Below are 22,752 nucleotides of genomic sequence, written 5' to 3' on the forward strand. Positions count from 1 at the left end.
CCGGGCCGGGGGAGCCCGCCAGGGCGTTCGGCGGTCCTCAGGCCGAGGTGCGGCGGAAGTCGTCCGCGTGGTGGGCGGCCCACTGGGCGTAGGTGTGCGCCGGGCGCCCGGTGACCTTCTCGACGACGGACGACACCTCCGCCGGCCGGCCGACCGCCGAGGCGAGCCCGTCGAGCATGAAGTCGACCGCCTGCGGGGGGAGATGGCCGATCATGTGCTCCCTGGCCTGCTCCCTCGGCAGCTCCTCGAACCGCAGCGGGCGGCCGATCGCCTCGCCGAGGATCCGCACCCGCTCGATCTGGGTCAGCGACTCCGTCCCGCCGATCAGGTGCGCCTCCCCGGCCTGCCGGTCGAGCAGGGCGCGGACGATGACCGCGGCGATGTCGCGCTCGTCGATCGGCGCCGCGGCCGCGTCCCCGTACGGCGCGCGGACCACGTCGCCGGTCGCGATCTGCGCGGCCCACGCGAGGTCGTTGGCCATGAACATGCCCGGCCGCACATGGGTCCACGACAGGCCGGACTCCTCAACCGCCCGCTCGCACTCAAGGTGCCGGTCCCCGATCCAGTTGGACGTCGGGAAGGTCACCGCCGCCGAGGACAGCAGCACGACCTGCTCCAGCCCGGACTCCTTCCCGATCCGGAGGAAGTCGTCCAGCGAGCCGAACACGGGGAAGAGGAAGGCCTGCTCGACCCCGCGCAGCGCGGCGGGCAGCGTCTCGGGCCGGGTCAGGTCGCCGGGGAGCACCTCGACGCCGTCCGGCAGCCCGGCGCTCTCCGGGTTGCGGGTGATCGTCCGTACCTTCTCGCCCGCGTCGAGCAGTTGCCGTACCACGTTGCGGCCGACGTTTCCGGTCGCGCCGGTTACCAGAATCATGATTGTTGTCTCCTTGGTGGACGGGTCCCGGGTGCGGGACCGTCGGGTCGAAAGCGGAAAGTCTGTTTCCATGATCGCTGACGGGTTGCGGGGTCCGTTCCGCGGCCCGCCGGTTCATCGCCCGGCGGATCCCTTCGGTCCGGCGACGAGGAAGACGGTGAGGGCCGCCAGGCAGAGGAAGGCGGCGCCCGCCATGCCGGCGACGCCGTAGCCGTGCACGGTGGCGCGTCCGGCCAGGTCGGTGGCCGCGGGGTGGGAGCCGAGGAAGGCGGCGGTCGCCGTACCGGCGGCGGTGCCGAGCAGCGCGATGCCTAGTGAGGCGCCGATCTGCATCGAGGTCATCACGGTGGCCCCGGCCACCGCGGTGTCCGGCCCCGCGTTGAGGGTCGCGGTCCCGTTGGCGGGCACCAGCACCCAGCCGTTGCCGGCTCCGAGCAGTACGAGGATCGGCAGCAGCGGGAACGCGTAGCCGCTGTCGAGACGGAGCAGGCCGAACAGCGCGAGCGCGAGGGCGGTCGACAGCAGTCCCGAGCAGAGCAGCAGCCGCACCGGGGCGCGTTCCAGGAGCCTTCTGGCGAGGCGTACGGCGAGCATGATTGCGGCGGTGTACGGCAGGAAGGCGAGTCCTGTCACGAGGGGGGAGAGTTTCAGGACGGTCTGCATGAAGAAGGTGAGGAAGAAGAACGCGGCGAAGTTGCCCACCGCCATGCACAGGACCGCGAGGTAGGCGCTGCCCCGGCTGCGGTCCAGGACGACGCGCAGCGGCAGCAGCGGCTGGGCGACCCGGCTCTCAAGGAGGACGAACAGTGCCAGCAGGGCCACGCCCGCCGCGAGGCAGCCGAGGGTGAGGGGCGCGGACCAGCCGTCTGCGCCGGCCCGGGTGAGCCCGAAGACCAGTGCCATGAACCCGGAGGTGGCCAGGACCGCGCCGGCGACGTCCACCCGGGTTCCGGCCAGGCGGGGGGCGGGCCGGACGGCATGGGCGATGCCGGCCGCCGCGGCGACCGCGATGGGAACACTCACGTACATGCTCCAGCGCCAGCCGAGGGTGTCGGTGAGGACCCCGCCGAGCATCAGGCCGATGCCGGAACTGCTGCCCATCACGGTTCCGTAGATCCCGAAGGCCTTGCCGCGCTCGGCGGGGGTGGTGAACGTGGTGCCGAGCAGGGCGAGGGCGGAGGGGGTGAACAGGGCGCCGAACACTCCCTGCAGCGCCCGGGAGAGCAGGAGCATGGCCGGGTTGACGGCGGCCCCGCCCAGGATCGAGGCCGCGGCGAACCCGGCCAGCCCGATCAGCAGGCAGTTCCTGCGGCCGATCAGGTCGGACAGCCTGCCGCCGAGCAGGAGGAGCCCGCCGTAGCAGAGGGCGAAGACGGTGATCACCCACTGCGCGCCGGAGTCGGACAGGTGCAGGGCCCGCTGCGCGGAGGGCAGCGAGATGTTCATGATCGTGGCATCGACCGCGATCATGAACTGGCCGACGGCGATCGCGCCCAGCGCCCGCCAGCGTCGCGAGTCGGGTGGGGCCGGTGCCGTGACGGCTGTACTCATGGAACACCTCAGGGGAACGACTTAATGTTGGCGTCGCCAACGTTGTTGAGGCCAACGGTAACAGTCGTAGGTGCGGCCAACAAGTTTGTTAGGCTGGAACGCATGGAGACGACGGCCGACGACGCCACCCCCGCCCGGCTGAAAGGCACTCCGAGCTGGGTTCTCACGCACACCGCGACCCACGCCGGCCGGCTGCTTTGGGAGGCCTTCAGCACCACCGACGCCCGTCGTTACCACTACGCCCTGCTCGCCGCACTGGAGGAGTTCGGTCCCGCCAGCCAGGCGAGCCTGGGGCGCCGCTGCGGCATCGACCGCAGCTACATCGTCGGGGCGATCAACGAACTCGCCGCCTGGGGACTCGTCGAGCGCGACCCCGACCCGGCGGACCGCAGACGCAACGTCATCACGCTCACCCCCGCCGGGGGCGAGCGGCTGCGAGAGCTCGACGAGATCCTCGCCGGGGTCCAGGACGCGATCTTCGCCCCCCTGTCGTCCGAGGAGCGGGACCAGCTGACCCGGCTGCTCGCCCGGGTCCTGGAGTACCACGACCACCGGCGGGGGCCCTCCGTGTGATCGGCTGAGAGCGGGTGGCCGTGCCGCGCTCGACCGGCGGATCATGGTGAGGCGTGAAAGAGGATCGCGGCAACGGCGGAGTAAGGGGGTAGGCCACAGAACTGGAGTCCCCGTTGCGCGTCCATCTGGCAGTCACGGTCAAACGTCCGGGCACCCCGCTGCCTCCCACGGTGCTCGCCGTGGCCCGCGAGGCGATCACGCGGGCCTTCCCGGTACCGGCCGCGACCGTGACCGCACGCGAGTGGCACTCCGCCACCGGCGGCACGGCGCTGCTCTCCTGGTCCAACGAACCCGAAGGCCACGGGCCGCCGATCATCAGCTCGGCCGGCGGCCGGGTGGCGGGCCTCACCGGGCATCTGGCCGAACCGTCCGAGGCGGACCGGCTGCTGGCCGCCCCCCGGCTGGGTGCGGCCGTCCTCCGTACCGGCGGCTGTTTCTCGATCTTCCGGGCCGATGACGAGGAGCTGAGCGCGGCCACCGGGTTCACCCGGGCGTGCCCGGTCTTCCACACCGAGACCTCGGACGTGCACGTCGTCGGCAGCCGGGCGCTACTCGTCCACCTCGTCGCCCGCGCCACCGAGACCGCGTCGAGCAGGCCCGGGATCGTCTGGGACCTGCCCGCGCTGCAGTCGATGGTGCGGATCGGCTACTTCCTCTCCGACGAGACGCCGTTCGACCGGGTCGGTGCGCTGCCGCCGGCGGCGGAGATAAGGATCGCGGCGGGCCGCCGTACCATCACGGTGGCCCCACTCCCCGAGGCGCGTCCGAAACCGGCCTCCAAGCAGGGGAAGCGGGCCCAGGTCGCCGAGCTCGCCGACGCGCTGCTCACCGCGGTGCGACCACTGCGGGACACCCCGGAGCCGGTACGGCTCTCGCTCACCGGCGGCCGGGACAGCCGGCTGCTCGCCGCGCTGCTGCACAGCGCCGGCATCCCGTTCACCACGGCGACCTCCGGGCCCGACGGCCACCCGGACGTGGTGATCGCCCGGCGGGTGGCGGCGGCGCTCGGTGTCGAGCACCGCGCCGCCGAGCCGAAACGGTCCGAGGACGGCGCCGATCTGATCGTCCCCCATCCCCTCGTCCGCAGTCACAACGCGCTGGCCGCCGGCGAGGGCATGATCTCGGCGTACGAGAACGTCCCCGGTGCCGCGCGGTTCGATCCCACGCCCCGGATGTCCGGGCACGGCGGGGAGATCCTGCGGGGAGGCTTTCTGTACAACCAGGCCGAACTGGACCCGGGGGCCGTCCTGCGCCGGGTGGACACCCTCTTCGGTAAGAACGCCGACCTGCTGACGCGGAAGGCCGGGGAGCACGGCCGTGCGCTGGCCGCCCCGTGGCAGGACCGCTGCCGTGCGGACGGCGTGCGGGTGCTCGACCACCTGTATCTGACGTACCGGGTCGGCCGCTGGCACGCCGCGTCACGCGCGTCGCTGCTGCGCACCGGCAATCCCGTCCCGCCGTTCCTCGACAACCTGGTCGTCCGGGCCGCGTTGGGCATCGACCCGCTGTGGCGGCGCTCGGAGGAGGTCGTCCACGACGTGATCACCGCTTTCGCGCCGCAGCTGCGCGGCGTCCCCGTGGAGGGCAGCTCGTGGCGCTTCGAAACCGAGCATCCCGACCGCACGCTGATGGACCGGCTCCGCCTGCGGTGGCGGGCGCTCGGCCGTCCTGCCGTGGGCGATCTGCCCGGGGCGGGCGGGAAACCCTGGAACTGGCGGCTGAGCCCTTCGCGAGAGCTGGCCGACCTGTTGTGGGCGGGCATCGCCGGTCCGGACACGGCCGGTGAACTCGCCCACGTCTTCGACGAGACCGGCGCGGCGACCCTGTCGGCGGCCTTCCCCGAACGGCGGATGGACGCCGTCTGGAACGTGTACACGGTCTCCACGATGCTGACGGGCGCCTTCTCCACCGCCACGCCGCCCAGCCTCCCACCGCTGCGCGTTCCCGCCCCGGCGCCCCGGTAGGCGTCAGTCGCGGGGATACTTCTCGTGCCCCGGCCCCCTGGCCGGCTGCGCGGTGAAGTCGTCGGCCAGTTCGGCGATGACGTCGCGGCCCTCCAACTGGGCGAGCCATCCGACGGGGAGCGCCGTCTCACCGTGCAGGGCTCCCAGCAGGTTGCCGCAGATCGCTCCGGTGGAGTCGCTGTCGCCGGAGTGGTTGACCGCGAGGAGCAACGCCTGCGGGAGGTCGCCGGCCTCCGGATACGCCAGGGCGCAGTAGACCGCGATGGCCAGGGCCTCCTCCGCCACCCACGCCCCGCCGAGCGACTCGACCTTCTCCGGGCCGGGAGCGCCCGTCGCCACCAGGTCCACGGCGGCGCGCAGCGCCCGGGTGGTCTCCTCATGGCGGGGATAGGTCAGCAGCAGATCCGCCGCCCGCCGTACGGCCTCCGCGAGCGGCTCGCCCGCCACCAGGAAGTGGACGACGGCGGCGAGGGCGCCGGCGGCGAGATAGCCGGTGGGGTGGCCATGGGTGATCTGGGCGCACCGGGCCGCCAGCTCGAAGGCGTGCTGAGGACTCGGCGCGCGCAGGCCGAAGGGGGCCGAGCGCATGACGGTCCCGCAGCCCTTGGAGTCGGGGTTGACCGGCCCCCGCTCGCCGAACGGCGCGGGGGCGGTGGCCTGCCCGTTGCGCAGCCCCGACAGGCAGGCGTTGCCGGGAGCCCGCCGGGAGTAGAGCCAGGTCTGCTCGCGGAGCCAGCCGGTGCGGATCACCCCGTTGGCCGGGGGAGGGGCGGGGTGCTGCTGGGTGTCCAGCCAGCGCAGGTAGGCCCGGCGCAGGCCGGCGACCTCCGGCCGGCGGATCAGGCCCTCCACGGTGAACAGTGTCATCTGCGTGTCGTCGGTGATCAGGCCGAGCTTGCCGCGCCAGTCGGCGGCCAGTCCGGTCAGGCCCTCCGGGCCGTACCGCTCCCGGATCCTGCGGATCGACTCGAACTCGACGGGCGCTCCCAGCGCGTCGCCGAGCGCGCCGCCTAGCAGGCAGCCTCTCACCCGGCTGCGGTACTCCGGCAGATCGTCGGTGGAAAGGGGCACGATCACACTCCTTCGACTGCGGTGAGGGCATCCGTGACCGCCCGGGGATGTTCGAACGCCCAGGCTAGTACGGCGTCCGGTGGCGCATGCGAGACGGCTCCCGGGGCCGGACCATGGGCGGGAAGGGCGTCAGCCGGTCGAGCCGCAGGGGCGGGGGCCATTCCCGGCGGCCTCGGCCTCGTCGTGCAGGTGCCTGGCCCTGGCCAGCAGGGTGGTACGGAGACGGGGATCGTGTTCGCGGTCGTTGATGATCCGCTCCAGCAGGTGGAACGGGATGGCTTTGGCGCCGGACCGGTATTCGCCCCAGCTGGTCTTTCCGCTTCTGTACCGTTCGCCCAACTGGCGGACGGTGACGCCGACGGTGAGCTCACGCAGGAAATCCGCCAGCGCGTTGGCCTGTTCCGTCTCGCCTTTCGGATTTCCCTGTGGACGCCCCGGAGTACCCATACGCCGCACCTCCTCGATTGTCCGCGATAAACGTATTGTCCGCTGTTTAGACGCAATTTCCGGCGAGATTGTTGACGGACAATCGGGCCCGGCGCAGCGTGGTCTCCACAGGTTTCCCACACCCTCCGGAGGCTGCCGTGATCTCCCTCTTGTCCAACCGCCCGGTCTCGGGCGGACACCGTGCGCCCACCTGGTCGCGCCGCGCCGCGGCCCTGACCCACGCCGCCGTGCTGGCCGCCGCCGGCCTTATCGTGCTCTCCCCGGCAGGAGCGGACGCCGCCACGCAGCAGAACCTCTGCGGAAGCTCCTTCGGCCTCGTCAAGACCTGGCCGATCCGGCAGGCGGGAATCGAGGTAGGCGGCATCGACGTCTACTACAGCAACTCCACCGGACAGAACTGCATCATCGTGTCCCCGAACGCCCGCTACCCGCGGGGCACGTTCCACCACATCACCGCCGCACTGAGCAAGAGCGGATCCAATCGCTGGGAATGGGACGGGCCCGGTAAGAACTACACCCAGTACGCAGGGCCGGTCTATGTATACGCGAAGGGCAGCTGCATCAACTTCTATGGTGAAATGCGTTCCACCGGGGCGGGAGCCGATCGACTGCGTTCCTCCGGGGCGGGGATCGGCGGAGGGATCGGAGGGGGCGCGATCGGGGGGATCGGAGGGGGAGCGGGCGCGATCGGGGGGATGAGCGACGCCATGAAGAAATTCCTGAAGAGCAAGGATCGCGTGTCGGAATACCAGACGAACCGGCACTGCGGCTGAAGCCCTTCTGACAATGCCTCCCTGCCCCGGCCGCGTCGGCCGGGCAGGGCCTTCGCGGGCGGGTCGTCGACGGACGTGTGCCGCGGTCGTGGCGCCGTCGCTCACCGTGCTCACCGCCGTCTGCGGTGCGAGCACCCGCTCGGATATCGCCTCGGTTCAGACAGACCGCAGGGGGCGGGGAACGTTTCCCGCCCCCTCGGCGACACGCGGCGGCGCGGCGGCGATGACGGTGTCGAGCATGGCGCGGGAGGACTCTAGGTCCTCCATCGCACGGGTGATGCGGTCCCGTTCTCTGTGCAGGTCCGCAAGCAGGTCGGAGCAGGTGGGGACGAGGCGTTCGCCGTCGTCGCGGACGCACGGCAGGACCTGGGCGATCGTGGCGGTGTTGAGCCCGGCGACGAGCAGGGTGCGGATCCGGCGCACCGTGTCCGCATCGGCCTGGGTGTACACGCGATAGCCGCTGGGCAGCCGGGCCGGACGCAGCAGCCCCTGCTCCTCGTAGTAGCGCAGCAGCCGCTCACTCGCCCCGGTCCGCCGGGACAGCTCTCCGATCCTCATGTGGCCTCCATCACACAGGCTTGACTCTCACACAGATGTGAGAGTTTAGCGTCACCGGCATGCGACGCAGTCATCTCGTTCTCCTCGCCCTCAGCGTGAGCGCCTTCGTGGTCGGCACCGCGGAGTACATCATCGCCGGGCTTCTCCCGCAGGTCGCGTCCGACCTGCACATATCCGTAGGCGCCGCCGGGCAGGCGGTCACGGCCTACGCGCTCGGCGTCGTCATCGGCGGTCCGATCGTGACCATCCTGACCGTACGGCTGCCGCGTAAAGGGCTCGCCCTGGGGCTGATGGCGCTGTTCGCCGCAGGCAGCGCCGTCTGCGCCCTCGCCCCGTCCTACGAGATCCTGCTGGCCGGCCGGGTGATGTCCTCGCTGAGCCACGCCGCCTTCCTCGCGCTCTCCCTGGTGGTGGCCGTCAGCGCCGTGCCCGCCGAACGCGCCGGTCGGGCGATGGCCTTCGTCATCTCGGGCATGACGGTCGCCACGCTGCTGGGAGTGCCGCTGGGCACGCTGCTCGGGCAGCAGGCGGGCTGGCGGGCCCCCTTCGCGGTGCTGGTCGTGCTGGCCGGGGCCGGCATCGTCCTGCTGGCCCTGACCCTGCCCCGGCAGCCCGCCACGGTGACCGACCTCCGGCGGGAGATCGGGGTGCTCGCCAGAAGGCCCGTCATCATGGCGATCGTCACGACGGCCGTCGGCTACTCCGGAGTGGCCGCGGTCTTCACCTACATCGCACCGATGCTGACCGAGATCACCGGGTTCGCCCCACCGGTCGTCTCCGCGCTGCTGCTGGCCTACGGAATGGGCAGCGTCCTGGGCAACCTGGCCGCCGGGCGGCTCACCGACCGCTTCCCCAGCGCCACCCTCCGGGGAGTCTTCGGCTCCCTCACGGTGCTGCTCGTCCTCACCCCGTTCGCCGTGCTCTGGAAGCCGGCGGCGGTGCCGGCCGTACTCGCCCTCGGTCTGCTGGCCACCGCCACCATCACCCCGTTGCAGGGCATCATCCTGCGGCACGCCGGTGAGGCGCCCATGCTGGCGGTCTCCGTCAACGTCGGCGCGTTCAACCTCGCCATCGCGTTCGGTTCGGTCGTCGCCGGGGTCATCGTCGCCGGCGGCGGGCTGCGCTGGACCGGTCTGGCCGGCGCGGTGCTCAGCGCGCTCGGCCTCGGGCTGTCCTACCTCGCGGTGCCCCGCCGTACCGCTCACCCGGCCGCGGCCGTCCCCGCCACCTGAGATCCATCCGGAACCGACGAAAGAAGAGGAACGGCCCATGCGTGCCATCCAGATCGACCGCCATGGCGGCCCGGAGGCCCTCACCCTCCGTGAGGTGCCCGAACCCGTCGCCGCCCCCGGGACGGTCCTGGTCCGTACCGTCGCGAGCAGTCTCAACCCCGTCGACTGGAAGACCCGCGCCTGGGACATCGGGCCCGCGTTTCCGATGACGCTGGGCTGGGACCTCGCCGGGATCGTGATCTCCGCCGGCACCTCCGGCTACCGGCCCGGTGACCGGGTGATCGCCATGTCCGCACAGGTCGCCACCGGCCTGGGCACCTGGGCCGATCTGGTTGCCCTGCCCGAGGGTCTGCTGGCACCCGCCCCGGCCGCCACGAGCCTCACCGAGGCGGCCACCCTTCCCCTGGCCGGGCTCACCGCCCTGCAGGCCCTGGCCCGGATCCGCCCGGCGCGCGGCGACAGGCTGCTGGTCACCGGTGCCGCCGGAGGGGTGGGCGGGCTCGCCGTACAGCTCGCTCGACGTTCGGGCGCCGTCGTCGACGGTCTGGTCTCCACCGCGGCGCACGTTCCGGAGGTACGGAGTCTGGGCGCGGAGACGGTCGTCCACGACCCCGGCATGCTGGAAAGCGGCGTCTACCATGCGGTGTTCGACACGGCGGGTGCGGCCGTGGAACATGCGCTCGCGCCGGGCGGCCGGTATGTCGCCATCTCCGATGATCCGCTGCCGGACGTACCCGGAGCGGCGAAGAGCTACGTCCAGGAGGACGGCCGGGCGCTCGCGGAGCTGGCCGCCCTCGTGGACTCGGGAGAGCTCCGCCTGCGCGTCGCCGAGCACCACCCCGTGCACGCCGTACGGCATGCCCATGAACGCTTCGAGCGCGGGGGTCTGCTCGGCAAGGTCGTCCTCACCTTCTGAGCGTGCCGTCCGGACCGATCAGGCGACCGCCGGGGACGGTCCGGGGCATGCCCGGGAGGCCGGGAGCGTGCTCACCACCGGTCCCAGTGCAGGACCTCCTCCCGCGGAATGCGGGGAGCGGGTTTGAAGTCGGTGCCGAGGGTGAAGGCCAGCGGGATGAACGCGGCCAGCATGACCTCCTCGTACGGCACGCCGAGCACCTGGGCCAGCTCGCGTTCGAGTGGTCCCTGCGCGGTGGTCCACACTGTGCCCAGGCCGCGCGCCCGGGCGGCCAGCATGAAGCTCCACACGGCGGGCAGGATCGATCCCCACGCTCCCGCCTGCACGGTCACCGGGGCGTGGTCGGTGCGTCCCTCCACGCCCGGGATGACGAACGCGGGCACCCGGTGGATGTTGGCGGCCAGGTGCCGCAGGCCGTCGAAGACCCGCTCGGTGGAGCCGGAATGGTAGTTCATCCGCCACAGGTCGCGTTCGGTCAGCGGCTGGTCGCCGGCCACGGCCAGGGCGCGCAGGAAGATGTCGGCCACGGCCCGGCGCTGAGCGGGCTCGGTGACGACGAGGAAGTGCCAGCGCTGCCGGTTTCGCCCGGTCGGTGCCTGCACGGCCAGGTCCACGCACTCCTCGATCAGCTCGCGCGGCACCGGGCGGGTGAAGTCGAGACGCTTGCGTACGGCACGGGTCGTGCTCAGCAGTTCGTCGGGGGCGAGATCCAGTGTCATGACATGTCTCCTTCAGGCGGTGAGTACGGGTGCGGAGCGGCGGGAGCGCAGGCCGAAGGCGGCGACGAGGGCGCCGAGCAGGGAGAAGCCACACGCTGTCAGGAACGCGATCCGGCGGCCGAGCAGCAGGAGCCCGCCGTAGGAGACCGTATGCCGAGAAATCATCTGTCGTCAAACAGTATTTCTGGAGATGGACCTGCGGTAGGCTGACGGCTGAACGCAAGAGGAGAGCGATGGCGGCAACGACCAGAACGACGGACCGCGGGACGGCCTACTTTCCGCAGCTCGCCGCGGAGCGGCTGGACATCGCGCTGTGCCGGGCCTCGGCCGCCGTGGCCCGCGCCGCCGACGCGCACGCCACCAGAGAAGGGATCGGAGTCGGGCAGCACCTCGTGCTCCAGATGCTCGGCGCCGTCGGCCCCTGCTCTCAGCAGACGCTCAGCGAGGAGCTCCGGATCGACCGCAGCGTCATGGTCGGCGTCTGCGACGACCTGGAGCGGGCAGGCCACGTCCGCAGGGAGCGCAACCCCCGCGACCGGCGCTCCTACGCCGTCACCATCACCGACTCAGGCCGCCGGCGGCTCGCCGAGGCCCAGGCCGCGGTCCCCGCCTTCCTCGCGGACACCTTCCACGCCCTCACCGACGACGAGCGCGGCCAACTGAGCGCGATCCTCGCCAAACTCCTGCAGGCCGGCATCGGCGGCTCTTGAAGCCGTCCGGCTCTGAAGGAGGGCCGCCTGTTCAGGCTCTCGACGCCGAACCGGTCACGTGCCGGGAGGTCAGTCCGGGTGGTGCTGGTGCTGCAGGTAGGCGGCGGTCTCGGGGTTGGCCGGGAAGTAGGCCTCGATGGCCAGTTCGGCGACGGTGATGTCCAGCGGGGTGCCGAAGGTGGCCATCGTGCTGAAGAAGGCGAGTTCCCGGTAGCCCCGCCGCAGCCGCAGTGGGATCACGATGTCCCCGGGGCCCGGCCGTTCTATCTCGGGCTCCGGCTGGTCGCAGGGGTATTCGTCGAGTTCGTGCCAGAGCGCGGCCAGCTCGGGGTCGGCGGTGAGGCTCATCTGGCGGCGCAGCCGGTGGAGCAGGTGGGCGCGCCACTCACCCAGGTTGATGATCCGCTGGGCCATCCCCTTGGGGTGCAGGCTCAGCCGGAGCACGTTGACCGGCGGGACGAGCAGTTCCGGCGCGACGCCGCGCAGCAGCACGCCGGTGGCGGCGTTGCGGTCCACCAGGTTCCAGCGCTGGTCCACGACCACGGCCGGGTACGGCTCGTGCCCGCTCAGCACCTGGCCGAGGGCCTCTCTGACCGAGGACATCTGCGGTGAGTTGAGCGGCGTCTCCGCGTAGACCGGTGCGAACCCGCCGGCCAGCAGCAGATGGTTGCGCTCGCGGAGGGGAAGCTCCAGCTCTTCGGCGAGGCGCAGGATCATGTCCCGGCTCGGCTTGGACCGGCCGGTCTCCACGAAGCTCAGATGCCGGGTGGAGATGTCCGCCTGGATGGCGAGGTCCATCTGGCTCATCCGCCGGCGCTCCCTCCATTGGCGCAGAAGTTCACCGACTGGTCGGGCCACGCTGGTGGAGGTCACAAATCACACGATAACCGGCTACGGCTTGGTGAAACCATTACCGGTCACGTAACGAACGCCGTGATGTCACCGGCCCGGCTCTGTCGCGGCGGAGCCGGGGCAGGCGTCCCGCTCGCCCGCGTTCGGCGAGGATCTGCCATCTCCCGCCATCGATGACTATAATTATGTACATGACAGTTCTTCCGCTGGCCGACGCACGTGCCCGGCTGTCCGGCATCATCGAGTCCGCTGTCAGCACCCACGAGCGGTTTGAGATCACTCGCAATGGTCTGCCCGCAGCCGTGCTGCTGGCGGCGGACGACTACGAGACGATGCGCGAGATGATCGAGATACTCGCCTCCGAAGAGACCGTGTCAGCCATCCACGAGGGGCTCGCCGACCTGGAAGCGGGGCGCACCCACTCCTCGGCGGAGGTGGAGGCCGAGCTGCGCCGGACCGGCCGCCTGTGACCGGGCGCTACGAACTTCACCTCACCCGCCGTGCCAAACAGGACCTCGCCGAGCGCCTGCCCGCGAAGGTCGTGCCCGCGGTCTGGGAGTTCATCACCGGGCCACTGCTGGACACCCCTCGCCGGGTCGGCAAACCTCTTGACGAACCTCTCGCCCCCCAATGGTCCGCCCGCCGTGGCGACTACCGGGTTCTGTATCTGATCGACGACGGCCGGATCGTGGTTCAGGTGATCACCGTTCAGCACCGGGCGGACGCCTACCGGTCGCGTTAGACGCGTTCGGCCGGGACCGTGGAGTCAGCGGCGGCGGCGGACCTTGGTGCTGAGGCGGTTGAGGATGCGCTCCCACTCGGTGCCGAAGGGGTTGTCCTGGACGAGGTAGGTCCAGGTGGCGGTGGGGCGCCGGAGGCCCGCGCCGTCGTGGTCGAGACCATCGGCGGTGATGGCGGCGGTCTCGAAGGTGGCGATCGAGCGGGACTCGATCTCGGCCAGCAGGCGCTCGAAGGTGAGCTTGGCCTCCTTGTTGAACTCCTCGATCGGGCTGAGACGGCCGAGGGCACGCAGGTGGATCCCCTCGCGGAGTTCGGCCAGGAAGGCGAGGTGCTCGGCCCAGCCGCGGTCGAGATGGAACAGCACGATCTGCCGGGCGGCCTCCTGGAGCACCTCCTCGCCTGCGGTGTCCACCAGCTCCGACCATCGTTCGGGAAGGGCCCCGGCGAGCGCGTCACCGGCCGAGTGGCCGCGCAGGACCTTCTCGCGCAGGCCGAGGACCTTGCTCCGGTGGTCTTCGAGGAGACGGGTGTAGCGCCAGGTGTTGCGGTGGATCTCCATGTTGACGCCCTCGGCGACGCGCTGGGCGTGGCCCACGAGGGCACGGTCGGGCACGCCCTTGGCGTACTCGTCGGCGACGTAGTGGGTGATCAGCTCGTCTTCGCCGCTCACGAAGAAGACCGACCCGCCGGGGTCGCCCTGGCGGCCGGCGCGGCCGCGGAGCTGGTCGTCCAGGCGGCTGCTGGTGTGCCGGCCGGAGCCGATGACGTACAGCCCGCCGAGCTCGTCCACGCCCTCGCCGAGGCGGATGTCGGTGCCGCGCCCCGCCATCTGGGTGGAGACGGTGATCGCGCCGCGTTCCCCGGCCCTGGCGATGATCGACGCCTCCTCGGCGTCGTTCTTGGCGTTGAGGACCACGCACTCCAGGCCGCGTCCGGCCAGGGTCAGGGAGAGCCGCTCGGACTCGGCCACGTTCAGCGTGCCGATCAGGATCGGCCGCCCGGACTCGTGCACCTCGACGATCTCGTCGACGAGCGCGTGGTCCCGGTCCATGGCGTACTCGAAGAGCCGGTCGGGCTCGTCGGTCCGCACGCACGGCCGGTTGGAGGGGACCACGGCCACCTTGAGGTCGTAGAACTCGCGGAGCTGGTCGCCGACCGCGACCGCCGTGCCCGTCATGCCGCACTTCTCGGGATAACGGGTGATCAGTCCCTGGACGGTGATCGAGTCGAGGATCTCACCGGTCTCCGACGGGGCCAGCTTCTCCTTGGCCTCGACCGCGGCCTGCAGGCCGTCCGGCCAGCGCTGCAGCAGCGCCACCCGGCCCCGGGACGGGTTGATCAGGTGGACCTTGCCGTCGCGCACGATGTAGTCGACGTCCTTGGTCAGCAGGGCGTGCGCGTGCAGGGCCAGGTTGACCTCGGTCAGTGTGGCGGCGTCGTCGTAGAGCTCCAGGCCCAGGGCCTGCTCGACGGTGTCGATGCCCTTGGTGGTCAGGTGGACGTTGCGCGCCTGGTCGTCGAGCTCGTAGTGGTAGCCCTTGACCAGCTGGCGGACCAGTGCGGCCATCTCCGGCACGGCGTCACCCGGGTCGGTGGCCCCCGCCAGCACCAGCGGCACCCTGGCCTCGTCCACCAGTACCGAGTCGGCCTCGTCGACCAGCGCCACCCCCGGCTCCGGCACGACCAGGTCGGCCGGGTCGGTGCGGGTCCGGTCCCGGAGCACGTCGAAGCCGATCTCGCTGACCGCCCCGTACGTGACGTCCTTGGCGTAGGCGGCCCGGCGCTCGTCCGGGGTGGAGCTCTCCGCGATCCAGCCGACCGAGACGCCCAGCGCGTCGTACAGCGGGCCCATCCACTCGGCGTCCCGCTGGGCCAGATAGTCGTTGACCGAGATCACGTGCACTCGCTTGCCCTGCAGGGCGTATCCGGCGGCGGCCATCGCCCCGGACAGCGTCTTGCCCTCACCGGTGGCCATCTCCGCCACGTTGCCGGACAACAGGGCGAGCATGCCCACGAGCTGCACGTCGTACGGCCTCAGGCTCAGGGTGCGGCGTGCGGTCTCTCGCATGATCGCGCAGAGCTCGACCAGGTCGTCCCCCGAGGGCCGGGGCAGCTCCTCAAGCTCCTCAAGCCGCTTCTCCCGGGTCCCGGCGGCGGTCACGGTGCGTTCGAACGGCGCCAGGTCGATGGAGCCGGGACGCTCCAGGAAACGCCTGAAAAGCTGAGTTATCGAGGCCACGTTTCCTCCAACGCCCGTTCTCGGGAACACGTTCCCGCTGTCACATCACGGTACCGACCGGATAGATCATCCGCCCCGGGGGACCGCCGGGCAACCGCGCCCCAGACGGTCCGGTACCGCTCCACCGGCCGCGTCCGCCCGCGGTCGGCCGCGTCCGGCCCGCTCCCGGCGCCGGGAGCGGGCCGGACGCGGGACCGGGAGCGGCTGCGGGAGCCGCCGTGGGGACGATCCGAAGTCCTCCGGAAGAAACCCTCCGGCCCCGCCGAACGATATTCTGGTGGTAGATGGACGTGCCGGACACCCGCCGCCCTCGACCCTTCCGCCCTGGAGGCACGATGAGCCTGTCCGACCTGCAGCCGATCCCCACCGACCAGCTCGTCTTCCGGCTGCCGCAGAAGTTCGACGACGTGGCCGACGAACGCCGCCACCGCCAGGAACGGCTGGTGGCCGCGCTGCGGCTGTTCGGCCGGTTCGGCTTCGAGGAGGGCGTGGCCGGGCACATCACCGCCCGCGACCCCGAGCACACCGACCACTTCTGGGTGAACCCGTTCGGCATGTCGTTCAAGCAGATCCGGGTCAGCGACCTCATCCTCGTCAACCACCAGGGGCAGGTCGTCGAGGGGCGCCACCACGTCAACCAGGCCGCGTTCGCGATCCACGCGATGGTCCACCAGGCCAGGCCGGACGCGGTCGCCGCCGCGCACAGCCACTCGGTGCACGGCAAGGCCCTGTCGTCGCTGGGTACGCTCCTGGAGCCGCTGACCCAGGACGCCTGCGCCTTCTACGAGGACCACGGCCTGTTCGACGACTACACCGGTGTGGTCGTGGAGACCGAGGAGGGCCGTCGCATCGCCACGGCCCTCGGCTCACACAAGGCGGTCATCCTGCGCAACCACGGCCTGCTGACGGTGGGCGACAGCGTGGACGCCGCCGCCTGGTGGTTCATCACGATGGAGCGTTCGTGCCAGGCCCAGCTCCTGGCCAAGGCCGCCGGGCCGACGGTGCCGATCGAGCACGAGAACGCCAAGCTCACCCACGGCCAGATCGGCAACGACCTGGTCGGCTGGATCAACTTCCAGCCCCTCTACGACCAGATCACCGCCGCCGAGCCCGACATGTTCGGCTGAATACCTCTCCCTTTCCCGCCGCAGGCCCGGGGTCGGAACCCCGGGCCTCTCCGGCCTTTTCCGGGTCGGCCGGGATTCAGCGGTCCTTCTCGCAGAACCGGGCGTGACCGGCGTTGTATCCGTCCACCCAGCCCTTTCTGTCCCAGTCCGCCGACTGGCCGTAGGAGAAACCCTCTCCCTTGCCGCAGTCCCGGCCGGCCTCGTCGTAACCCTTCTGGTATGCCTTCCGGTACGCCTCCGGTTTTTCGTCGGAGATCGGAGTCAGGGCCCCGACCGTGGCCGTCTCGCTCCCCGCCGCCCCACCGTACGGAATTTCTGCCACGACCGCCCGGCCCGAGGCCGATGCGGCCGGGGACAGGGAGATCGCGGCCGGTCCGAGGGCGGAGGCGAGGAGAAATGCCGAGCCGATGAGCGCCAGGCGCCGTTCACCGTCCATGGCGCCTCCTCTCTGGTCGGGCCGCCGGCGGAGACCGCGCGGCGGCCGGGTCTCTACAGCCACGATATGAGCAGGATTATTATTGAATAAGCAATTGTTTGGTTATTGTCTTTTCCTTGAATGAAATGTTGGCGGGCGGGTTTTCCTTTCCGTATGGTTTATTTCTCGGCCATGGGGAAAATCCTGAAGCCGCCTCACAGGGCGACCGGTTCCACGGCTCCGCGTCTCTCGCCGAGGGCCAGCAGGCCCACGGCGGCAAGCAGCAGGACCGCGCCCGCGACGGCCTGCGGGGTGAGCCGCTCGCCGAGGAGGAGCACCCCGATGGCCGCCGCGCCGACCGGCTCGACCAGGGAGATCACCGACGCCGTGGTGGCCCGTACCGCGGCCAGGCCGGTGAAGAAGAGGCCGTAGGCCAGAGCCGTCGGGACCGCGCCGAGATAGAGGATGGCCGACCAGGACGCGAGCGGGTCGCCCTGCGGCAACAGGCCCTGGGCCAGCGCGACGGGCAGCAGGCAGAGCCCGCCGACGACGAATCCGCCCATGGCCGTGGTGTACGGCTCGCCGGGACGGGCCCGGTTGAGCAGGGTCACCCCCGCATAGCCGGCCGCCGAGAGCAGCGCCCAGCCGATGCCGGCCACCGAGAAGGTGGCCGATCCGCCGTCGAGGGTCAGCATGGCCAGACCGGTCAGGGCGAGCGCCACCGCGCCCAGTCCGGTCGCACCGGGCCGTTCACCCAGCAGCAGACGCGCACCGGCGGCCACGAAGACCGGGGTCGCGCCTATCGTGATCACGGTCGCCACGGCCAGGCCGGATTCGGCGATCGATGAGAAGTAGGCCGTCTGGTAGACGGCCATCGCCACACCCGTGACCACGATCCGCCAGAGGTCGGCGGGCCGTTTGAGACTGATCCGTCCGAGGCCGGCGGAGCGTCCGGGACTGGTCCGCTCAAGGTCGGCAGGGCGTCCGGGATCGATCCGCTCAAGGTCGGCAGGGCGTCCAGGACTGATCCGTCCGAGGTCGGTGGGCCGTCCGGGGCCGGTGCGTCCGCGATCGGTGGCGCGTCCGAGGCCGAGGAGGCGGGACGCCAGCAGGAGCAGCACCGCGCCGGAGGCGAACCGCCAGAACGAGACCGGGACGGGGCCGAGGGCGCCCGCCCGGTGGAGCAGTGCCCCGGCGGCACCCCCGGTGCCCCAGGCGGTCGCCGCGATCGACACGTACAGCAGGCCCCGCCGTACGGAGACGTGCGTCATGGATATCTCTCCAGATGAGGTGGTTGTCGTCAGTCCGCACGTATGCGGGCGGCAGCCACCCACCGGATCGCTCGATCCGGTCTGTCAGGAGAGAGGAGCGCCCGCTAGCGGGCGGTCGGCGGGGACATGATGAGTATCGTCACGGGCCGACCCTAGCCCGGCGACCGGCACCTCGGCCAACGGTTATCGGCCGGGCGTCCCTCGTCACCGTGGCCGGCGGGCGAGTCGGCCGCCGATCTGGCAGGCGGCCGGTTGCTGTCCTGGAGGCCGGCGCGGCGGGGCCTCGTCGAGGCTTCGGACCGTCCGGAATCCGACTCCGTCGATATACCTGACGTCACCTGACAGGTATGGGCGGAAGGATGAGATTCATGACCACGATCGCGAAGTTTCTCGCCATCAACATCGACTGCGCCGAGCCGAAGAAGCTCGCGGAGTTCTACGCTGCCGTCTTCGGTTACGAGGTCCAGTACGCCGAGGACACCTACGCCGGGATCGGCGACGGCACCATGAGCATCTACTTCCAGCAGAACCTCGACCGCAAGCCGGCCGCCTGGCCGGGGGCCGGCAAGCAGTTCCACCTGGACACCCGCGTCCCCGACGTGGAGGCCGCGGTCCAGGAGTACCTGAAGCTCGGAGCCACCAAGCCCGACTTCCAGCCCGGCGAGGGCGGCTGGGTGGTGCTCGCCGACCCCGAGGGTCACCTGTTCTGCGTCTGCCCGACCCGGGATTAGACACCGCACGCGGCCCTTCGCCGCGGTGCGGGAAAACCCTTCACCCCGGCCGACCACAGAGGCGGCCGGGAGGAGGTTCATTCCCCTGGGGGCTGCCGGCTCCGGCTTGGACCGCCCGTTACCCACTCGCCGGGCACTCTAAGCTTGCGGGATGACCCAACTGTCGTTTCTTTACCCATGCCTGCGCGCCCCCCATGGGCGGCGATGATGTGGGTCGGGATGTCCATCGCCCTGGTCGGCGCGCTGGGCTACGCACTGGGCGCCGCGCTCCAGCAGTTCGAGGCGGTGTCCGCGGGTGCCTCGCTCAAATTGATGAAGCGACCCCGCTGGTGGCTGGGCGGCGTGATCGGATTCGCCGGGGCGTCCATGCACGCCGTGGCGCTGAGCTTCGCGCCGCTGGTGGCGATACAACCGATCAGCGTGGCGACGCTGGTGTTCGCCGTGCCGCTCGCCGCGATGCTGCACGGCAGGCGGCCGCACCGGGCGGAGATCCTCGGGTCGATCGCGGTGGCCATCGGACTGCTCGGCCTGATGCTGCTCGTCCCCACGCACAACGTGACACCGCACATGACCGGCCAGGAGGCGTTCGGCTTCCTCGGCTGCGTCGGACTGGTCGTGCTGGTGGCCCATCTGGCCGCGCGGAAGGTGGGGGGACCGGCCAAGGCGCTGCTGCTGTCGGTCGGCGCGGGCGCGGTGACGGCCAGCGTGTCCACCTTCGTCCGCGTGGTGGGCGGCGGACTTCAGGGTGATTTAAGCAGGCTGCTGAGCTGGTTCACGCTGGCCATCCCGGTGCTGCTGATCTGCGCGGTGGTGCTGCTGCAGAAATCCTACGAGGTCGGCTACTTCGGCATCGCCTACGCGGCGGTGCAGGTGGTGGACCCGGCCACCTCGATCCTCGCCGGAGTGCTGCTGCTCGACGAGGCGATGCCCACCAGGTTGGCAGACGTGATCCCGGCGATCTTCGCAGCCGCCCTGCTCATCTGGGGGACCGTCACCCTGGGCCGGCTCTCCCCGGACCACGGCCGCACCCCCGTCCCCGAGATCCCGCCGGTCACTCCGGCGTCGCAGTCGTCGCGGTCGGTGTAGGCGGCGCCCAGCCGAGCACCTCGTCCATCGCGCCGTTCAGCCGTGTGGGCGCCAGCCGCCAGGTGAGCGCCATCATCGCGTCGCGCAGCCGTACGGCCAGCGGGTTGCGGATCCGGGTGGCCCGGCAGATCCCCGCGGACCGGGCCACGATCCTCGCGGTCCGCTCCAGCCGGGCGGCGGTGTAGCCGTCCAGGTTCAGGCCGTCCACGGTGCCCGCCGCCTCACCGTCTCCCACGATGTGGGCCAGCACCACCGCGTCCTCGATCGCCTGGCAGGCGCCCTGCCCCAGGTTGGGCGTCATGGCGTGGGCCGCGTCTCCGAGCAGCGCGACCCTGCCCCGGTGCATGGCGGGCGGCGGGGTCGCGAGGTAGTGGACGTCGTTCCTGAGCACGTTCTCCGGCGGGACCTCGGCGAGCAGCGCCGGGATCGGGTCGTGCCACTTTCCGAACAGGCGGAGCAGCTCGGCCCGCTGGTCCCCGCCGCCCCCGCCCGCCGGGACGGTGTCGGTGGCGTAGCAGTAGGCCACGCCGCCCGCCAGCGGCATGACTCCGAAGACCTTGCCGTCGCCCCAGCTCTCGAAGGTCTGGCCGGGACGGCCACCGCCGGGGATGAGCAGCCGCCAGCTCGTCACCCCGGAGTAGCGCGGTCCGGGGTGTCCGGGGAACAGCGCGGACCTGGTGGGGGAGTGGATGCCGTCGGCGGCCACCACCAGGTCGGCCGTCACCTCACTCACTCCCACGGCCTCCGCGCCGTCCGCCGGGGCCGCTCCGGAGCCTGTTTCCCGGTCGGCCGTCGGAACCGTCTCGGAGCCTGTTTCTCGGCCGGCCATCGGGGCCGCTCCGGAGCTGGTTCCCCGGTCGCCTGCCGGGGCCACTCCGGCGTCCGGCTCCAACCCTGTTCCCGGGCCGTCCGCCGGATCGGGCCACGGGCTCGCGGCCCGGACGGTCACCCGGCCGCTGTCCGGGTCCACCTTCGCCACGGTGGTGTTAAGCCGGACCGTTCCGGGGGCGAGCCGCGCGCACAGCGCGTCGACCAGCTCCGTGCGGCGCAGCAGCACCACGGAGTCGCCGTACTCGGCGGAGGTGGCCTCCTCGGTGGTCCTCATCAGCCATCTGCCGTCCGCACGCCGTACGCCGGCCTCACCCTGGACCGCCGACAGCTTACGAATCTCGTCGCCGGCGCCGATCGTGTCCAGGGCTCTGAGCGCGTTGGCGGCGACGGCCAGTCCGGACCCGACCGGCTCCAGGGACGGCGCCCGCTCGAACACCGTCACCTCCCAGCCGCGCCGCTGCAGCGCCACCGCTGCCGTCAGCCCGCCGATCCCCGCCCCGATGACCACTGCGCGCGCCATGACCTTCTCCCTCACTACGGATGTAGTGGACGTTACTACGCTCGTAGTCTAACTACAAATGTAGTATTCATGGGTGAAGTCCCCACGTGCCGAAGTCGTCGCCGAGGCTGCCGTCACCCTGCTGGCCGAGCGGGGCATGCGCGGCCTGACCCACCGGGCGGTGGACGAGGCGGCCGGGCTGCCACCGGGTTCCGCGTCCAACCTGGCCCGTACTCGCCTGGCACTGCTGGAGCTGGCCCTCGAACGGCTCACCGAGCTGGAGATCGCCGTCTTCGACCCGCTCGCCGGGGCCGGCGGGCGGGTCGCGACCGAAGCGGGACTCGGGGAGCAGGTCGTGCCCGGAGCAGGGCTCGCGGAGCAGGTCGTGCCCGGAGCAGGGCTCGCGGAGCAGGTCGCGCTCGGGGCGCTCGCCGAGATGACCGCCCGGATGCTGTGGGTGCAGCTCACCGTCGACCGCCGCCGGACGGTCGCCCGCTACGAGCTGGCCCTGGAGGCCACCCGCCGTCCCGAGCTGCGCAAGATCTACGACGAGGCGGGGGCGCGTTTCCGCGCGCTCGCGGTCGAGCTCCTCGCCGCGGCCGGGTCCGCCGACCCGGTACGGCACGGCCGCCAACTGGTCGCCTTCGGCGAGGGCGTGATGTTCGACGCCATCGCCGGGGCCGGCACGGAGCCGACCCCGGACGACCTGAGACGCGGGGTCGAGGAACTGCTGAGAGGCATGCTGGGCACGCCCTGAGCCTGCACCCCGGGGAGTCCCTTTCCGGATGCAGGCCGGAACCCTCTGTGACGCACGTCACCCCGGTGCGGAAAACCGTTGGGCGCTATGGGGGAGGAACTCACCCGCGGCCCCGGTTCTGCGGTGGTCGCGGATCGGGTCAGGCGGACCCGGTGAGGCGGGCGCGGTGGGCGGGCCACTCGTCGTCGAGGATGCTGAAGTAGGCGGTGTCGCGCCAGGTGCCGTCCGTGCGCCGGCGCTGGCGGCGCAGAACGCCTTCGGGGACGCCGCCGATGCGCCGGACCGCGGCCTGCGAGCGGGTGTTGAGGTTGTCGGTCTTGAGCTGGACCCGGTTCACGCCGAGCTTGTCGAAGGCGTGGTCGATCAGCAGGATCTTGCAGGTGGTGTTCACGGCCGAGCGCCACACGGCCCTGCCGTACCAGGTCCAGCCGATCTCGATGCTGTCGGCGTATCCCGGCGTGGCGATGTAGGTGGTCCAGCCGACCGCGCGGCCGGTCTCCTTGAGGATCACCGCGAACGGCACATGCTCCGGGTCGCCGATCAGCCGCTCCGCCGTCGCCGCCAGCTCGTCCTCGCTCTGCGGTGCGGCGGTCGGCAGCCAGCGCCACACCTCCTCGTCGGCACCGCCGGCCAGGAACAGGTCGGGAACGTGGGCGAGGGTCAGCGGCTCAAGCCGTACGGCATCGCCTTCGAGGGTGACGGGATCGGGCATGTTCGCGGTCATGGAAGTGACCCTAGGGCTGATGGTGGACAGGTCGGAAGGTCCACTTCGGGCGGGTCCTCGGAGGCCACTCCGCGGGATGCCCGCCCGGGGG

The 22,752-nt window shown here is 71.3% G+C and carries 25 protein-coding genes; 12 read left to right on the forward strand and 13 right to left on the reverse strand.

Annotated elements, in window-relative coordinates; genetic code table 11:
• Positions 1 to 37 precede the first annotated feature (37 nt).
• Together OHA77_RS29535 and OHA77_RS29540 are read right to left on the reverse strand one after the other, a co-directional pair.
• Positions 38 to 874, reverse strand: a complete 837-nt coding sequence (locus tag OHA77_RS29535; protein WP_406312658.1) for an NAD(P)H-binding protein — start codon at positions 872 to 874, stop codon at positions 38 to 40.
• A gap of 114 nt (positions 875 to 988) precedes the next feature.
• On the reverse strand, positions 989 to 2,425 hold the full coding sequence (locus OHA77_RS29540) for an MFS transporter (RefSeq protein ID WP_406312659.1): 1,437 nt from the start codon (positions 2,423 to 2,425) through the stop codon (positions 989 to 991).
• A gap of 102 nt (positions 2,426 to 2,527) precedes the next feature.
• Here OHA77_RS29540 and OHA77_RS29545 point away from each other — a divergent pair, with 102 nt between their 5' ends.
• Both OHA77_RS29545 and OHA77_RS29550 read left to right on the forward strand, forming a co-directional pair.
• Positions 2,528 to 2,998 carry a MarR family winged helix-turn-helix transcriptional regulator gene (locus OHA77_RS29545; protein WP_406312660.1) on the forward strand — a complete coding sequence of 157 codons (471 nt, stop codon included), beginning with the start codon at positions 2,528 to 2,530 and terminating at the stop codon, positions 2,996 to 2,998.
• Between the two features lie 113 nt (positions 2,999 to 3,111).
• Positions 3,112 to 4,962, forward strand: a complete 1,851-nt coding sequence (locus OHA77_RS29550) for an asparagine synthase-related protein (protein WP_406312661.1) — start codon at positions 3,112 to 3,114, stop codon at positions 4,960 to 4,962.
• Positions 4,963 to 4,965: 3 nt separating this feature from the next.
• Here the strand turns inward: OHA77_RS29550 and OHA77_RS29555 are convergent, their stop codons facing one another.
• Together OHA77_RS29555 and OHA77_RS29560 are read right to left on the reverse strand one after the other, a co-directional pair.
• Positions 4,966 to 6,033, reverse strand: a complete 1,068-nt coding sequence (locus OHA77_RS29555; protein ID WP_406312662.1) for an ADP-ribosylglycohydrolase family protein — start codon at positions 6,031 to 6,033, stop codon at positions 4,966 to 4,968.
• A 129-nt stretch (positions 6,034 to 6,162) separates the two neighbouring features.
• The gene (locus OHA77_RS29560; protein WP_406312663.1) at positions 6,163 to 6,480 is read right to left on the reverse strand and encodes a hypothetical protein; all 318 of its coding nucleotides are present in this window, start codon (positions 6,478 to 6,480) and stop codon (positions 6,163 to 6,165) included.
• 137 nt (positions 6,481 to 6,617) lie between these two features.
• Here OHA77_RS29560 and OHA77_RS29565 point away from each other — a divergent pair, with 137 nt between their 5' ends.
• Positions 6,618 to 7,253, forward strand: a complete 636-nt coding sequence (locus tag OHA77_RS29565; protein ID WP_406312664.1) for a hypothetical protein — start codon at positions 6,618 to 6,620, stop codon at positions 7,251 to 7,253.
• Positions 7,254 to 7,409: 156 nt separating this feature from the next.
• On the opposite strand, the gene OHA77_RS29570 is transcribed toward OHA77_RS29565, so the two are convergent.
• Complete coding sequence (locus OHA77_RS29570; RefSeq protein ID WP_406312665.1) at positions 7,410 to 7,811, reverse strand: MerR family transcriptional regulator; 402 nt, start codon at positions 7,809 to 7,811, stop codon at positions 7,410 to 7,412.
• A 59-nt stretch (positions 7,812 to 7,870) separates the two neighbouring features.
• Between OHA77_RS29570 and OHA77_RS29575 the strand changes: the two genes are divergently transcribed.
• Both OHA77_RS29575 and OHA77_RS29580 read left to right on the forward strand, forming a co-directional pair.
• Positions 7,871 to 9,043, forward strand: coding sequence for an MFS transporter (locus OHA77_RS29575; RefSeq protein WP_406312666.1), 1,173 nt, complete (start codon positions 7,871 to 7,873; stop codon positions 9,041 to 9,043).
• Positions 9,044 to 9,080: 37 nt separating this feature from the next.
• Positions 9,081 to 9,959, forward strand: a complete 879-nt coding sequence (locus OHA77_RS29580) for an NADP-dependent oxidoreductase (protein ID WP_406312667.1) — start codon at positions 9,081 to 9,083, stop codon at positions 9,957 to 9,959.
• A gap of 71 nt (positions 9,960 to 10,030) precedes the next feature.
• Here OHA77_RS29580 and OHA77_RS29585 read toward each other — a convergent pair whose 3' ends face one another.
• Together OHA77_RS29585 and OHA77_RS29590 are read right to left on the reverse strand one after the other, a co-directional pair.
• The gene (locus OHA77_RS29585; RefSeq protein WP_406312668.1) at positions 10,031 to 10,678 is read right to left on the reverse strand and encodes a nitroreductase family protein; all 648 of its coding nucleotides are present in this window, start codon (positions 10,676 to 10,678) and stop codon (positions 10,031 to 10,033) included.
• A gap of 12 nt (positions 10,679 to 10,690) precedes the next feature.
• Positions 10,691 to 10,843, reverse strand: a complete 153-nt coding sequence (locus tag OHA77_RS29590; protein ID WP_406312669.1) for a hypothetical protein — start codon at positions 10,841 to 10,843, stop codon at positions 10,691 to 10,693.
• 68 nt (positions 10,844 to 10,911) lie between these two features.
• Here OHA77_RS29590 and OHA77_RS29595 point away from each other — a divergent pair, with 68 nt between their 5' ends.
• Entirely contained in the window at positions 10,912 to 11,388 is a 477-nt protein-coding gene (locus OHA77_RS29595) for a MarR family winged helix-turn-helix transcriptional regulator (RefSeq protein WP_406312670.1), read from the forward strand.
• A gap of 69 nt (positions 11,389 to 11,457) precedes the next feature.
• Here OHA77_RS29595 and OHA77_RS29600 read toward each other — a convergent pair whose 3' ends face one another.
• Positions 11,458 to 12,195 carry a transcriptional regulator gene (locus OHA77_RS29600; protein ID WP_326824918.1) on the reverse strand — a complete coding sequence of 246 codons (738 nt, stop codon included), beginning with the start codon at positions 12,193 to 12,195 and terminating at the stop codon, positions 11,458 to 11,460.
• Between the two features lie 236 nt (positions 12,196 to 12,431).
• Between OHA77_RS29600 and OHA77_RS29605 the strand changes: the two genes are divergently transcribed.
• Together OHA77_RS29605 and OHA77_RS29610 are read left to right on the forward strand one after the other, a co-directional pair.
• Positions 12,432 to 12,710 carry a type II toxin-antitoxin system Phd/YefM family antitoxin gene (locus OHA77_RS29605; RefSeq protein ID WP_406312671.1) on the forward strand — a complete coding sequence of 93 codons (279 nt, stop codon included), beginning with the start codon at positions 12,432 to 12,434 and terminating at the stop codon, positions 12,708 to 12,710.
• Positions 12,707 to 12,982 carry a type II toxin-antitoxin system RelE/ParE family toxin gene (locus tag OHA77_RS29610; protein ID WP_406312672.1) on the forward strand — a complete coding sequence of 92 codons (276 nt, stop codon included), beginning with the start codon at positions 12,707 to 12,709 and terminating at the stop codon, positions 12,980 to 12,982. Before OHA77_RS29605 ends, OHA77_RS29610 begins: the two co-directional genes overlap by 4 nt.
• A gap of 24 nt (positions 12,983 to 13,006) precedes the next feature.
• Here OHA77_RS29610 and secA2 read toward each other — a convergent pair whose 3' ends face one another.
• Positions 13,007 to 15,220: an accessory Sec system translocase SecA2 gene (gene secA2 / locus OHA77_RS29615; protein ID WP_406312673.1), complete on the reverse strand. Its 2,214-nt coding sequence runs from the start codon at positions 15,218 to 15,220 to the stop codon at positions 13,007 to 13,009.
• Between the two features lie 335 nt (positions 15,221 to 15,555).
• Between secA2 and OHA77_RS29620 the strand changes: the two genes are divergently transcribed.
• Positions 15,556 to 16,347 carry a class II aldolase/adducin family protein gene (locus tag OHA77_RS29620; protein ID WP_406312674.1) on the forward strand — a complete coding sequence of 264 codons (792 nt, stop codon included), beginning with the start codon at positions 15,556 to 15,558 and terminating at the stop codon, positions 16,345 to 16,347.
• A gap of 76 nt (positions 16,348 to 16,423) precedes the next feature.
• Here the strand turns inward: OHA77_RS29620 and OHA77_RS29625 are convergent, their stop codons facing one another.
• Together OHA77_RS29625 and OHA77_RS29630 are read right to left on the reverse strand one after the other, a co-directional pair.
• The gene (locus tag OHA77_RS29625; protein WP_406312675.1) at positions 16,424 to 16,783 is read right to left on the reverse strand and encodes a hypothetical protein; all 360 of its coding nucleotides are present in this window, start codon (positions 16,781 to 16,783) and stop codon (positions 16,424 to 16,426) included.
• A 194-nt stretch (positions 16,784 to 16,977) separates the two neighbouring features.
• Positions 16,978 to 18,033: a DMT family transporter gene (locus tag OHA77_RS29630; RefSeq protein ID WP_406312676.1), complete on the reverse strand. Its 1,056-nt coding sequence runs from the start codon at positions 18,031 to 18,033 to the stop codon at positions 16,978 to 16,980.
• Between the two features lie 368 nt (positions 18,034 to 18,401).
• Between OHA77_RS29630 and OHA77_RS29635 the strand changes: the two genes are divergently transcribed.
• Together OHA77_RS29635 and OHA77_RS29640 are read left to right on the forward strand one after the other, a co-directional pair.
• Positions 18,402 to 18,764, forward strand: coding sequence for a VOC family protein (locus OHA77_RS29635; protein ID WP_406312677.1), 363 nt, complete (start codon positions 18,402 to 18,404; stop codon positions 18,762 to 18,764).
• 177 nt (positions 18,765 to 18,941) lie between these two features.
• On the forward strand, positions 18,942 to 19,850 hold the full coding sequence (locus tag OHA77_RS29640; RefSeq protein ID WP_326824912.1) for a DMT family transporter: 909 nt from the start codon (positions 18,942 to 18,944) through the stop codon (positions 19,848 to 19,850).
• Here OHA77_RS29640 and OHA77_RS29645 read toward each other — a convergent pair.
• Positions 19,816 to 21,201, reverse strand: a complete 1,386-nt coding sequence (locus OHA77_RS29645; RefSeq protein WP_406312678.1) for an FAD-dependent oxidoreductase — start codon at positions 21,199 to 21,201, stop codon at positions 19,816 to 19,818. The genes OHA77_RS29640 and OHA77_RS29645 overlap by 35 nt on opposite strands.
• A 73-nt stretch (positions 21,202 to 21,274) precedes the next feature.
• Here OHA77_RS29645 and OHA77_RS29650 point away from each other — a divergent pair, with 73 nt between their 5' ends.
• Entirely contained in the window at positions 21,275 to 21,937 is a 663-nt protein-coding gene (locus OHA77_RS29650) for a TetR/AcrR family transcriptional regulator (RefSeq protein WP_406312679.1), read from the forward strand.
• Between the two features lie 139 nt (positions 21,938 to 22,076).
• Here the strand turns inward: OHA77_RS29650 and OHA77_RS29655 are convergent, their stop codons facing one another.
• Positions 22,077 to 22,661, reverse strand: coding sequence for a GNAT family N-acetyltransferase (locus OHA77_RS29655; protein ID WP_406312680.1), 585 nt, complete (start codon positions 22,659 to 22,661; stop codon positions 22,077 to 22,079).
• Positions 22,662 to 22,752 lie beyond the last annotated feature (91 nt).

This window comes from Streptosporangium sp. NBC_01639 (assembly GCF_045209755.1).
Taxonomy (GTDB): Bacteria; Actinomycetota; Actinomycetes; order Streptosporangiales; family Streptosporangiaceae; genus Streptosporangium.